Source organism: Deltaproteobacteria bacterium (assembly GCA_016933965.1).
Taxonomy (GTDB): domain Bacteria; phylum Desulfobacterota; class Syntrophia; order Syntrophales; family UBA2210; genus JAFGTS01.
The window spans coordinates 114,862-127,341 of record JAFGTS010000022.1; the positions used below are offsets into that span (position 1 = coordinate 114,862).

Annotated in this window: 12 protein-coding genes; 11 read left to right on the top strand and 1 reads right to left on the bottom strand. The window is 55.5% G+C overall.

Going from position 1 to position 12,480, the window contains the following annotated elements:
* Positions 1–39 precede the first annotated feature (39 nt).
* From nadB to JXO48_05290, 7 genes are all read left to right on the top strand, one after another.
* Positions 40–1,683, top strand: a complete 1,644-nt coding sequence (nadB, locus tag JXO48_05260; protein ID MBN2283279.1) for an L-aspartate oxidase — start codon at positions 40–42, stop codon at positions 1,681–1,683.
* 73 nt (positions 1,684–1,756) lie between these two features.
* Positions 1,757–3,031, top strand: coding sequence for an aminomethyl transferase family protein (locus tag JXO48_05265; protein ID MBN2283280.1), 1,275 nt, complete (start codon positions 1,757–1,759; stop codon positions 3,029–3,031).
* A gap of 61 nt (positions 3,032–3,092) precedes the next feature.
* Positions 3,093–3,497: a glycine cleavage system protein GcvH gene (gcvH, locus tag JXO48_05270; protein MBN2283281.1), complete on the top strand. Its 405-nt coding sequence runs from the start codon at positions 3,093–3,095 to the stop codon at positions 3,495–3,497.
* Positions 3,494–4,969: an acyl-CoA dehydrogenase family protein gene (locus JXO48_05275; GenBank protein ID MBN2283282.1), complete on the top strand. Its 1,476-nt coding sequence runs from the start codon at positions 3,494–3,496 to the stop codon at positions 4,967–4,969. Before gcvH ends, JXO48_05275 begins: the two co-directional genes overlap by 4 nt.
* A 44-nt stretch (positions 4,970–5,013) precedes the next feature.
* On the top strand, positions 5,014–6,345 hold the full coding sequence (gcvPA, locus tag JXO48_05280; GenBank protein MBN2283283.1) for an aminomethyl-transferring glycine dehydrogenase subunit GcvPA: 1,332 nt from the start codon (positions 5,014–5,016) through the stop codon (positions 6,343–6,345).
* The gene (gene gcvPB / locus JXO48_05285) at positions 6,342–7,799 is read left to right on the top strand and encodes an aminomethyl-transferring glycine dehydrogenase subunit GcvPB (GenBank protein ID MBN2283284.1); all 1,458 of its coding nucleotides are present in this window, start codon (positions 6,342–6,344) and stop codon (positions 7,797–7,799) included. Before gcvPA ends, gcvPB begins: the two co-directional genes overlap by 4 nt.
* Before the next feature lie 26 nt (positions 7,800–7,825).
* The gene (locus JXO48_05290) at positions 7,826–8,689 is read left to right on the top strand and encodes a formylglycine-generating enzyme family protein (GenBank protein MBN2283285.1); all 864 of its coding nucleotides are present in this window, start codon (positions 7,826–7,828) and stop codon (positions 8,687–8,689) included.
* Positions 8,690–8,710: 21 nt separating this feature from the next.
* On the opposite strand, the gene JXO48_05295 is transcribed toward JXO48_05290, so the two are convergent.
* Positions 8,711–9,709, bottom strand: coding sequence for a 4Fe-4S binding protein (locus JXO48_05295; GenBank protein ID MBN2283286.1), 999 nt, complete (start codon positions 9,707–9,709; stop codon positions 8,711–8,713).
* A gap of 210 nt (positions 9,710–9,919) precedes the next feature.
* Here JXO48_05295 and JXO48_05300 point away from each other — a divergent pair, with 210 nt between their 5' ends.
* From JXO48_05300 to JXO48_05315, 4 genes are all read left to right on the top strand, one after another.
* Positions 9,920–10,363: an Hsp20/alpha crystallin family protein gene (locus tag JXO48_05300; GenBank protein MBN2283287.1), complete on the top strand. Its 444-nt coding sequence runs from the start codon at positions 9,920–9,922 to the stop codon at positions 10,361–10,363.
* A gap of 15 nt (positions 10,364–10,378) precedes the next feature.
* A complete protein-coding gene (locus tag JXO48_05305; protein MBN2283288.1) occupies positions 10,379–10,783 on the top strand; it encodes an Hsp20/alpha crystallin family protein in 405 nt (134 codons plus the stop codon).
* 18 nt (positions 10,784–10,801) lie between these two features.
* Complete coding sequence (locus JXO48_05310) at positions 10,802–11,308, top strand: Hsp20/alpha crystallin family protein (protein ID MBN2283289.1); 507 nt, start codon at positions 10,802–10,804, stop codon at positions 11,306–11,308.
* 202 nt (positions 11,309–11,510) lie between these two features.
* Complete coding sequence (locus JXO48_05315) at positions 11,511–12,446, top strand: 1-acyl-sn-glycerol-3-phosphate acyltransferase (GenBank protein ID MBN2283290.1); 936 nt, start codon at positions 11,511–11,513, stop codon at positions 12,444–12,446.
* Positions 12,447–12,480 lie beyond the last annotated feature (34 nt).

Sequence of the window (12,480 nt, forward strand, 5' to 3'; positions counted from 1 at the left end):
TAAGAAAGCCCGTCGTTTGTAAATAGACAGGGATGAAAAATGGAAATTCAAAGTGATTTTCTCATTCTCGGCAGTGGTATCGCCGGACTGTGTTTCGCCATCAAGGCATCGGAACTGGGAACGGTGGCCGTGGTCACCAAGAAAGAGAAGGTTGAGTCGAACACCAACTATGCCCAGGGGGGGATCGCGGCCGTCACGACGGAGCGGGACAGTTTCGGCTCACATGTGGAAGATACGCTTCAGTGCGGTGCCGGGCTCTGCAAGGAACCGATCGTACGAATGGTCGTCACCGAGGGTCCGGATCGGATCAGGGAATTGATCGACTGGGGGGTTCACTTCACTAGGTCGGAAGAGGTCTATTCTTCCGAATATGATCTGGGACGGGAAGGCGGTCACAGTCACCGGCGTGTCCTTCACGCCGAAGACCTGACGGGAAGAGAAATAGAACGGGCCCTGATAGAAAAGGTATCATCAAAAAAGAACATCTCGATCTACGAGAATCACTTCGCCGTGAATCTCATCACCAAATCCCAGCTTACCGACGTCGGCAGGGGCAGGCGCGACACCTGCCTCGGAGCCTATGTCTTCGATATCGAGAACAACTGTGTCCATACCTTCCGCGCCCGTTTCACGGTGCTGGCAACCGGCGGTTCCGGGAAAGTGTATCTCATCACCACCAACCCCGACATCGCCACGGGTGACGGCGTCGCGATGGCCTACCGGGCCGGCGCGGAGATCAACAACATGGAGTTCATTCAGTTCCATCCCACGTGCCTCTTCCATCCCGAGGTAAAATCATTCCTCATCAGCGAGGCGGTCCGCGGCGAAGGAGGGATCCTCAAGCTGCAGGACGGCACGCCCTTCATGGAACGGTATCACCCCATGAAGGACCTGGCACCCCGCGACGTGGTGGCGCAGGCCATCGACGCTGAACTGAAAAAATCGGGGGACCAGTTCGTTCTGCTCGACATCACTCACCGTGACCGTAACTTCCTCGCGGGGCGATTTCCTTACATATACGGGAAATGCCTTGAATTCGGCATTGACATGTCGGAAGACCCCATACCGGTGGCACCGGCGGCCCACTACCAGTGCGGCGGCGTCGCGATCGATCCATGGGGCCAGACCAACATCGACCGCCTCTTCGCCTGCGGAGAGGTCGCCTGCTCCGGCCTTCACGGCGCCAACAGGCTCGCAAGCAATTCGCTTCTTGAAGCACTCGTCTTTTCCCACAATGCCATCACGCGGATCACCGAACTACTGCCGGACGCCCGTGACATATCCATTCAGATACCATCCTGGAACCCCGGCGGAGCGACGGAAAGCGATGAATCCATCGTGGTTTCCCACAACTGGGACGAGATCAGGATGTGCATGTCCAACTATGTGGGGATCGTGCGTTCGAAGAAGAGACTTGAGCGGGCGCAGCGCAGGATCGACGTTATCAGCCAGGAAATAGACGAATATTACTGGAACTTCAAGATCACTTCTGATCTTCTCGAGCTCAGGAACATCGCCACCGTGGCGAAGCTCATCATCGAATGCGCCCGGATGAGAAAGGAAAGCCGCGGTCTTCACTTTAACATCGACTACCCCGAAAGAGACGACCGGAACTGGTTGAAGGACACGGTGCTCCTGAAAGATACCGGCCTTCGCCGGTCCCGCCGCGAAAAAACTGGTTGACAATCCCCGGGCGATGACCGTATGAAACATATCATACGGCCCGCCTTTGAAATTATCTACCGGGGGAAAATCAATGGGTGAAAATGTCAAGTCAACACCGCTGATTGACTGGCACAGGGGTCACGGCGCCAACATGTCCGTTTTTGGAGGCTACGAGATGCCCCTCTGGTATGGGACGGGGGCAAAAACGGAACACTGTTCCGTTCTGACCGCAGCGGGCCTCTTTGATACGAGCCATATGGCGGTCATCACCCTGTCCGGGTCTGATGCCTTCGACCTGCTCCAGTACTGTTTCACGAAGGACCTCACCTCATGCATCGGAAAGAACAAGGGCCCGCTGGTTCCGGGAAGATGCGTCTACGGCATTTTTCTCGACCCTGAGGGGTGCACGATCGATGACGCCATCGTCTATCGCCTGGACGAGACGGATTATATGATCGTTGTGAACGCCGGCATGGGTGTTGCGATAACGGCCCATCTGTCCGCAAACAGGTCGGGCCGAAGCGTCATCATCACCGATCTTACGGACCAGGTGGGAAAGGTCGATATTCAGGGTCCGGCAAGCGGCGGGATTATGAAAATGGTGTTGGAAAATCCCGGGGACGTACTGCGGGAAATGCCCTATTTCAGTTTCAAGGGCCGTTTCGACAAAAAGACGGCCTCACCTGACGCTCCGCGTATGAAGGACGGAAGGGCCTTCCTTCTTTCACGGACGGGTTATACGGGAGAGTTCGGCTTCGAGCTCTTCATGGAACGCGATCATCTCCTCGATCTCTGGGAGATGCTGCTCGACGCGGGCATGAAACAGGGCATGATCACCTGCGGGCTCGCGGCGAGGGATTCGTTGCGCGCGGGCGCCGTGCTCCCTCTTTCCCATCAGGACATCGGTGCCTGGCCCTTTGCGCGGAACCCCTGGCTGTTCGCCCTGCCGCACAAGGAAGACGCCCCGGGATTCACGAAAGACTTCATAGGAGCGGAAGCACTGCAAAACACCGGTCATGCCGATCACACCTACCCTTTTGCGGGTTTTGACCTGAGAAAGGTGTCCGTCGGCGATCCGGCCCGGGTATATGACCGTGAAGGAAGGGAGATCGGGACCGTGCTCACCTGCGCCACCGATATGGGGATCGACCGGGTCGAGGGCCGGATCTACAGTATTGCCAGCCCGGAGAAACCGGAAGGATTTTCACCCCGCGGCCTGTGCTGCGGATTCGTCAAGGTGAACAGGAGACTTGACCCGGAAGAACGGATACATCTGCGGGACAAGCGTCGAAGCATCGAGGTAATGATCGCGACGGACGTCCGGCCGGACCGGACGGCGCGGCGGCCCCTGGGCGAGATGCTCTGAAGGGAGGCGGTCAAGGGGGTTTCGGATTTGAAAAACATACCACGGTCCAAAGGAGAGACTTATGAAAGAAATTCAAGAACTTTCGATACCGGATGACCTGCGATACGCGAAGGACCACGAGTGGGCGCGGCGGGAAGCCGACCTGGTTCGTGTCGGCATCAGCGATTACGCCCAGGACCAGCTCGGGGACATTGTGTTCGTCGAACTTCCCGAAGTGGGCTCTGTATTTGACAAAGGACAGGAGTTCGGCTCCATTGAATCGGTCAAGGTCGTTTCGGACCTGTACATGCCCGTGGGGGGAGAGATCGTCGAGATAAACACGGCACTCGAGGAAACACCGGAACTGGTGAACCAGCAACCCTATAATGAAGGATGGCTTGTGGTGATCAAACCAGCCGATATAGCGGAACTGGATGGCCTCATGGAGCAGAAAGCCTACGTGGCCATGCTCGGGGGAGAAGAGTGATCCGATTCCTTTCTCATGTCGCGCCGACCGACCTGGTCGATACCGTCCCGGCCCTCACAAGACTGAAGGCATGCAATCCGTCATACATACGAAGGGCCGAGGCGGCCCTGAAAACCGGCCGGGATTTCGCGGAGAGGGTCATGCTTCCGCGGGTCCTCGACATTGACTCGCGCTGCACCGATGACCCGCGGTATTTTGACTGGGAGCTCTGGCGCCGGGCGAACAGTGAAAAACTGACCGTTGCCCTCATACCGGAAAAAATGGGAGGCCTCGGGTACACGGCGCTGGGAGCAACGATCCTCTGCGAAGAGATGACATCAGCCTGTATGGGAATGACGGCAAATATTCTGTTCAATAATTTCGGCCTTCTCGGTGCCCTTGTTGAATTCAGGACGGGGATCCTTATGCGGGTCATCAGTGACATGATAGAGGCGCAGCGCGCGGAGCGGCCGTTGTTCTGGGCCTGGGCCATCACGGAGCCGAGCGCCGGCACCGATGTGGAAGACGCGCAGGCCATGCGCACCATGAGACCCTCCACCTGGGCGGAAAAAGTGAAAGGCGGGTACCTGATCAACGGAACAAAATGTTTCATCACGAACGGGAGTCTCGCCCATTATGTGATAGCGACCATTCCCACGGACCGCGCGGCGCCGCTCGAATCGATGGCGACCTTTCTCATACCGGCGGATTCGAAGGGATATGCCGTCGGCAAGGTCGAGCGCAAATGCGGCCAGAAAGCGTCCCAGACGGCGGAATTGATCTTTGAGAACCTCTTTGTTCCCGAGGAAAACTGTTGGGAACCGCCGGGACGGGGGTTGCGGCATACCAGGGAAATTCTCTCGACGACGCGGGGGTTCATCGGTGCCGCCGCCCTGGGTGTCGCCCGGGGCGCCTTTGAGCGGTGTGTCGGCTTTGCCGCGGGCGTGTCGGTGCGCGGCCATCGTCTCATTGAAGAAGACTGGGTGCAGATAGCTCTCGCGGACATGTTGAAGGACATCAAGACGGTCCGGGCGGCCTGTTACAATTTTGCCGTATCCGTTGATACGCTCCATGTCATGCGGCTTTTTGAAAATCTGCCGGTTCGGGCGCTGCTCAGGATCGTACCGGAATCCTTTCTTATGGCAAATACCGTTAAAAAGCTGGCCGGCTCAGCGATCATTGAGAACATGGCAGCACGGCTCAAACAGTCACTCGTCTCAGACGAACGGGTGGAGGATTTCGTCAAGGAAGGCTCGGCGGTGAAGGTGGCCGGCACCGATCTGGCGACCCGGATATCGGTTCGCGTGCTTGACATAGCGGGGATCGAAGGCATGTCCTATCGGTACGGTCTCGAGAAAAGCTATCGTGACGCAAAGATCACACAGATCTACGAGGGAACCAATCAGGCGAACAGGATCGACCTTTTTCATGGTGACATCTACGGACGGCTCGGTTCGCTGTTCGTGAAAGAGGGACGTCCCGTTGGGACCTGAGAGAGCAAGAACACTTGAAACAGCACGGAAAGGAACGGAACCCTATGCCCTATATTCCTCATACCGACGAAGACATTGCGGCCATGCTCGAGGCGGTCGGCACGCCAAGCGTTTCCGATCTTTTCACGATGATACCGGCCGAATGCCGGGCAGGCAAAGACCTGGACCTCCCCGCGAACCTCACGGAATGGGAACTGAAGGACCACATGGGCGCGCTCGCTGAAATGACGGCCCGGGAACCGGAGTACACGATATTTCTCGGCGCGGGAAGCTACCGCCATTATGTTCCGGAATCGCTGACGCATATCCTGAACCGGACGGAATTCGTCACATCCTACACGCCCTACCAGCCGGAGCTGAGCCAGGGGACCCTCCAGGCGATATACGAGTACCAGACATTGATGGCCCGTCTCCTGGGAATGGAGATATCGAACGCCTCCCTGTACGACGGCGCGTCGGCTCTCGCCGAAGCCCTGCTCATGGCGGCGCGCGTCACAAAAAGAAAGACCGTGGCATTGTCAAACCTGATCCACCCTTTTTACCGGGACGTGGTCAGGACCTATCTCGAACCTTCGGGCCACGAGATCATCGAGATCTCGGCCGGTGAGAACGGAACAACCGATTGCGCGAGCCTTGATAATGTGGATGAGCTCGCCGCTGTCGCCCTGCAGTCACCCAACTTTTTCGGATGCATCGAAGCTCTTGCTCAGGCAGCCGACCTCGCTCACAAAAAGCAGGCACTGTTCATAACGGTCTTTACGGAACCGCTTGCCTACGGCCTCTATAAAAACCCGGGAAGCCTGGGCGCCGATATCGTGTGCGGTGAAGGTCAGAGTCTCGGCATTTCACAGAGCTTCGGCGGTCCCGGTCTCGGCATGTTCGCGACAAAAATGGAATATGTCCGGCACATGCCCGGAAGACTCGTGGGCAGGACAAAAGATGTCGACGGCCGTGATGGATACGTGCTGACGCTGGCAACCCGGGAGCAGCATATCCGTCGCGGGAAGGCGACGTCGAACATCTGCACGAACAACAGCCTCTGCGCCCTGGCGGCGACGGTGTACCTGGCGTCCCTCGGGGCCACCGGCATGCGGGACCTGGCCCGCCTCAACTATGATAAAACGGAATACCTGAAAGAACTTTTCAGAAAGGCCCGTTTTGAGATCCCCTTTCCGAAACCGACCTTTAACGAGTTCGTCGTGAAAATGCCGGCCGGTTCCGAATCGATATACAAACGAATGCTGGAGAAAGGGATCGTCGCCGGTCTGCCGCTCGATCCGTACTATCCCGAGCTGACCGACCATTATCTTTTATGCGTCACCGAGGTCATTTCAAAAGAAGATATGGACGCTCTGGTCACGGAGGCAAAATCATGAGTACGTTCACGGGCACCACCGGACTTGTCCACAACGAAGGCTCGCTCTGGAAAAGGGGGAAACGAGGGCGACGCGCCTATTCACAACCACGCCGTGATGTCGACACGCACCCCCTTGATGAAACGCTCATCAGCGAAGGGGTTGACCTGCCCGACCTCAGCGAACTGGACGTGGTACGGCATTTCACCCGTTTGTCCCAGTGCAATTTCAGCGTGGACAGCGGCATGTACCCTCTGGGCTCGTGCACGATGAAGTACAACCCGAAAATAAATGAGAAGCTTGCCGCCCTGCCGGGGTTTTCCGCCGCCCACCCCCTGCTTCCTTCCCTTCTGGCCCAGGGCATTCTCAGGATCATGCATGAACTGGAAACATGGCTCTGTGAGATCACGGGCATGGACGCCGCCACGCTGCAGCCCGCGGCCGGTGCCCAGGGTGAATTAACGGGCATGCTGCTCATGCATGCCTATCACGCCGGAATGGGCAGCCGCAGGACGAAGATCATCGTCCCCGATACCGCCCACGGAACGAATCCGGCCAGTGCCGCCCTTTGCGGGTATCAACCGGTGCCGGTCGCATCAAACGAGCGGGGCATCCTCTCTCCGGATGCCATCGCCGCCGTGATGGATGAAGAAACGGCGGGTATCATGGTGACCAATCCCAACACGCTGGGACTCTTCGAGGAGAACATCCGGGATATCGCGGACATTGTTCACGCCAAGGGGGGTCTGCTTTACGGCGACGGAGCAAATATGAACGCCCTCATGGGGATCGTCAGGCCGGGGGATATCGGCATTGATATCATCCATCTCAACCTTCATAAGACCTTTTCGACCCCCCACGGCGGCGGCGGTCCGGGTTCCGGTCCCGTGTGCGTGAAGGAAAACCTCGCGCCCTACCTGCCCGTTCCGCGCGTCATCGAAGAAAAAGGGAAGTATCACCTCTCGCAGGACCAACCACGATCGATCGGCAGGGTCCAGGCCTTTTATGGAAATGTGGGGGTCATGCTCAAGGCATATTGCTACATCCGCACGATGGGAGCGGAAGGGCTGAAACAGGCGAGTCAGATGGCCGTCCTCAACGCCAATTACATAAAGGAAAAATTGAAGGGCTCCCTCTACCTGCCCTATGACGTACCCTGCATGCATGAGTGCGTCTTCTCCGACAAACTGCAAAACCCCTTCAAAGTTTCGACGCTCGACATGGTCAAGAGGCTCATGGACCTGGGATTCCATCCCCCTACGATATATTTTCCTCTCGTCGTACCGGGGGCAATTATGATAGAACCAACGGAAACGGAATCAAAAGAGGAGATCGACCTCTTTATTGAAGCAATGAAATCCATTTGCCGGGAAGCTTCTGAAAACCCCGGATTGCTTCACGAGGCACCCCTGAAATGCAAGGTTCGCCGTCTCGACGAAACGATGGCGGCGCGACACCCGTGCCTCGCGGGTTAGGATGTGTGCATAAAGGAGGACAATCAATGGAATCAAGAAAAAGAGCATGGAAGCGACCTCCCCGGGCCTGGTCGGTCCTGCTGTGTCTCTTGGGCGGAATCCTTCTGTGCACGGGATGCGGCCACGAAAAAGCGGCCCTTGACACGTCCAAGTATTTCACCGGGACCGCCTTTACGAACAGCATCGGCATGGAATTTCTCCTCATCCCCCCGGGAACGTTTCTCATGGGAAGCCCTCCAGGCGAAAAAGGAAGAGATGTCAACGAGCTGCAGCACGCGGTCACCATTGAAAAACCCTTCTTTCTCCAGACGACCGAGGTAACCCAGGAACAATGGAAGGCGGTTATGGGGACCGTGCCGTTCTATTACAAGCACTGCGGTCCTCACTGTCCGGTGGAGAGCGTGACCTGGTATGAAGCCGTCGATTTTGTCAGAAAGCTCAACAGCATGGAAAAGACAAAAAAATATCGTCTTCCCACCGAGGCCGAATGGGAATACGCCTGCCGTGCCGGAACGACGTCACCTTTCAATACCGGCTCCTGTATCACCGCCGCGCAGGCGAACTTCGATGGAAACCGGCCCTACCCCGGCTGTGAAGGCGGCATTTACATGGATGCCCCCATGCCTGCCGGAAGCTTCCCCCCGAATCCCTGGGGACTCTTCGACATGCATGGAAATGTCTGGGAATGGTGTAGCGAAAGCCGGCATGGAGTCGCGGAGGAATCAACAGCCCCTGTCGCAGGCCCCGCATCAAAGGAATACAGGACACATCGCGGTGGTTCCTGGTATAACGATGCTACTCATCTCCGCTCGGCAAGCAGAACCAGGCTGTATCCGATGTACAAATTCCGGTTCGGCGGGTTCCGGGTCGCCGCGGACACGGCATCCTGACGGCACTGACAGAACTGCCGCTCACGCGGGTATAAACGATTCCTCCCGAATCTGAACAAGCATGACGGCTTCCACGGGGCACACGCCTGTGCAGAGGCCGCATCCGATACAGAGGTCTTCGTCGACCACGGCGCAATCACCGTCATCGTCAAGCGCCAGGGCTTCAACAGGACAGATATCTATACAGGAACCACAGGCCGTGCAGAATTCCGTCTCCACGGAGGCACGGTATCTGCTCGGGGCCACGATCCCTCTCGTCGCGGGATTTTTCAGATAGGGAAGCGCTTCACAGCAGCACTCACAGCAATTACACAGGACCGTTCCGACCCCTGATTTATTTTCAGTGGTGTGAACCAGGCCCGCCTCTTCGCATTCCTTCAGTATCCGCTTGGCTTCATCAACACTTATCTTCCGGCCCGTCCCGCGCCTGATCGCGTAATCGGCCCCCTTGTTGAGCTGCAGGCAGACTTCCAGAGGCTTGTCACACTTCTTCATTATAAGCCGGCAGGTGCAGTTCGTAACAGCGATATTGTCCGCTTTCTCAACGATGGCCGCTGCATCCTCATAGGGAAGTACCTTGCTTTTCGCTTCGATTCCTTCGTTTATGGGGATGACCCGGAAAAAAGCCGGATAGTTGATCGCGGTCAGCATCTCCGGTATCTGGGGGAATTCCTCTTCCATATACCTGATCCAGAGGTCGATCATTTTCTCCGGAGCCTCTTTCCAGAGGATCGTGGCATCATGAAACTGTATGATATGGCGGGGCATCCGGTAAACGGTCTTCTCTTCCTTGGTGTAATCAAATACGACCCCCTTGAGGAACAATTCGTTCAGTATCCTGTTCATGTCTTCCGGTGACCGTCCGAACCGCTGTGCCAGGTCTTCGGCCGTGGCGGGCATTGCGTCCAGAATTGCCGCCTCCTCTTCTGAACAGATATGCCGCCATATTTCCGGTATGAGCACAGAATTTTCCATGCCTATCTTCTTTGCCAACTGCCGGTAGATATCGGTATCACTCATGGTATCCTCCTCAACAATATTCAGTTCAGCCGGTGTCACCTTCCTATACTACAGAATCTCCTTACATTGAAGAACTGATTACCGGTTCTTTTTACCGCCGACGACACCGCTCCTTGACAAAACACAGAGGGTGATTATCTTATGGTCAAGGACAATTAAAGCAATATAATTAGTTAGTTGTAGAAAAATATATGAAAGGAGGGTGTAGCAATGTTGTTCTCCGACGTAAGAAAATTCAACAGCATGTTTGACCCCTGGCACGATCTTGATCACCTGCACAGGGAGATGAACCGCCTCTTTTCGGGCCGAAGCCTTCCTTTCTCCAGAGAATATCCTGCGATAAACATCTGGGGAGGGGATGAGGACGTGATCGTGACCTCTGAAATTCCCGGCATCAACCCGGAAAATATCGACATATCCGTCGAAGGCGATGTTCTCACCATCAGCGGCTCACGGACGATGCAAGACCTGAAGAAGGGAGAAAAGTACCATCGTCAGGAACGTGAGCACGGAACGTTCAAAAGAAAGGTACGGCTTTCCTTCAGGATCGATCCGAACAGGGTCGCCGCCCGCTATGAACGGGGTGTTCTAAGCATAACGCTTCCCGGTCTCGAAGCGGATAAACCCAAAAAGATCTCCATCAAAACGGAGTAAGGGGAGGTGTTGATCATGGCATACAAGACAAAAGATATAAAAACGGAAGTAGTACCGTCAACGGTCGATACGGAGCCGACCCGGGACCGGAAGGTATATATCCCCCGGGTGGACATACTGGAAACAGCGGACGGCATCACGCTGTGCGCCGATATGCCCGGTGTCAGTGAAAACACTGTCGATATCACGCTTGAGAAGGGGGTCCTGACCATACAGGGAACGGTTGAACCGGACCGTTATGAAAAGCACCGGATCACCTATGCCGAATACGATATCGGCGATTTCCGTCGTTCCTTCTCCATATCTGATATCATCGACCAGGAAAAAATAGAGGCGTCCATGAAAGACGGTGTTCTATGGCTCACCCTGCCGAAAGCTGAGCCGGCAAAACCCAAAAAGATCGATGTAAAACCTTCATAAGGAAAGGAGGGATTTAAAATGACAATACGAGATATTGTATCAAGAAACAAAGCGCGAAGGAACCTTCCGGCCCGGCGTGAGGAAGACCATCCTTTCTTCTCGCTGCAGCGCCAGATGAACGATCTCTTTGATTCCTTCTTTCACAACTTCGATGTCGCCCCCCTAAGGGAATTCGGTGAGTGGTACGGTGATTTCTCGCCGAGCATAGACATCAAGGAAAGCAGCAAGGAGATCACCGTTCACGCGGAACTCCCCGGAATGGATGAGAAAGACATTGAGGTGCTCCTGGCGGGCAATACACTGACCCTGAAGGGTGAGAAGAAGGAAGAGAAGGAAGAGAAGAACGAAAGCTCCTGGCATGTTGAGCGTCGCTACGGTTCATTCAGCCGTGTGATCCCGTTGCCGGAAGAAGTTGATACGGAAAAGGTGAAAGCCACCTTCAAGAAAGGCGTCCTGCAGATCCGCCTTCCGAAAACGAAGGAAGCCATTGTTGAAGGAAAGAAGATTTCCATCAAGACCGAATAACGGATCAGGTTCCTTTTCACAACGATCATGACCGAGGCGGTCAGGGGCACTCTGTCCTTGACCGCCTTTTTTATAGAGCTGTCATACACATTTTCTTGACTTCATCCTGTTTTCCATCTATTGAGTCCGGTATACTTGAGGGGTATAATCCAATCAGTTGTCTGAATTCCAGCCGGTTGTCATCCCCTGACAGGAGAAAAACATGTTTGTCGACCTAGACTATCTGAACAGGATCAAAATATCGGCCGTCCCCAATTTCCAGAAAGTCATCGGCCACCTCGTCCTGACACCCAATTATCACCTCTTTTCAAAGGTGGATATCCGAATCGACGGTGTCGAACATATCCCGAAGGACGAGAACGTCATTTTAGCCATGAACCACACGGATCGGTTCAATTACTGGCCGCTCCAGTATAAGTTATGGAAACTCAAGGAATATCCCTACACAACGGTCTGGGTTAAGGGAAAATACTACCGGAACGCCGTTCTGGCAAAGATGCTTGACTGGTGCAACCTCATACCCGTTCCCTCCATGAAATACCTCATCGAAGAAATGTTCGAGAAAAAGGTGGGGCGGCGGCTGAAAGAAGATGAATACCGTGCCATCAAGGACCTCGTGGACGGCAGGATCGAAGCGCTCGGTGCGGCTTCCAACAGGGGACTGGAGCTGGCCGCGCAGATCCATGACGACTTCATGGAATTTATCAGGCATTATTACGCCTCCGTCATGGACCGTGTTGCGGAACTGAGCATCACGGCCATTGTCGAAAAGAAGCTCAATGTCATCATCTTCCCCGAAGGGACCCGGTCGACCACCCTCGGCGAGGGTAAGACCGGTATGGCGCAGCTTGCGGCGGGAACGAAAACAACCATCGTCCCCATCGGCTGCAATAATTCCGACGCACTCTATCCCGGAAGCTCCCCCTTCGCGAAGAGCGGGCAGGTCATCTATCGCGTCGGCGAACCGCTTTCCTTCGACGGGGCGTTGCGTGACTTGCGAATAGATGAAGATTTTAAGATCTTTTCAGCGGAATCACGGGAAAAATACGAGGACGTATTCAATGAAATAACCAGGATCGCAATGGAGCGCATCAACGCGCTGGTCGACGAGCGATACCGGCTCACGCTTCCCGCATAATGTTCAACCAGCCCGTGACACGCCCCGAAAGAGG

What these genes read in the sequence shown, in the direction of transcription:
- gcvH (MBN2283281.1), top strand. Translation starts at nt 3,093, where the DNA reads ATGAAAGAAATTCAAGAACTTTCGATACCGGATGACCTGCGATACGCG.
- gcvPB (MBN2283284.1), top strand. Translation starts at nt 6,342, where the DNA reads ATGAGTACGTTCACGGGCACCACCGGACTTGTCCACAACGAAGGCTCG.
- JXO48_05315 (MBN2283290.1), top strand. Translation starts at nt 11,511, where the DNA reads ATGTTTGTCGACCTAGACTATCTGAACAGGATCAAAATATCGGCCGTC.
- JXO48_05265 (MBN2283280.1), top strand. Translation starts at nt 1,757, where the DNA reads ATGGGTGAAAATGTCAAGTCAACACCGCTGATTGACTGGCACAGGGGT.
- JXO48_05290 (MBN2283285.1), top strand. Translation starts at nt 7,826, where the DNA reads ATGGAATCAAGAAAAAGAGCATGGAAGCGACCTCCCCGGGCCTGGTCG.
- JXO48_05300 (MBN2283287.1), top strand. Translation starts at nt 9,920, where the DNA reads ATGTTGTTCTCCGACGTAAGAAAATTCAACAGCATGTTTGACCCCTGG.
- gcvPA (MBN2283283.1), top strand. Translation starts at nt 5,014, where the DNA reads ATGCCCTATATTCCTCATACCGACGAAGACATTGCGGCCATGCTCGAG.
- nadB (MBN2283279.1), top strand. Translation starts at nt 40, where the DNA reads ATGGAAATTCAAAGTGATTTTCTCATTCTCGGCAGTGGTATCGCCGGA.
- JXO48_05310 (MBN2283289.1), top strand. Translation starts at nt 10,802, where the DNA reads ATGACAATACGAGATATTGTATCAAGAAACAAAGCGCGAAGGAACCTT.
- JXO48_05305 (MBN2283288.1), top strand. Translation starts at nt 10,379, where the DNA reads ATGGCATACAAGACAAAAGATATAAAAACGGAAGTAGTACCGTCAACG.
- JXO48_05295 (MBN2283286.1), bottom strand. Translation starts at nt 9,709, where the DNA reads ATGAGTGATACCGATATCTACCGGCAGTTGGCAAAGAAGATAGGCATG.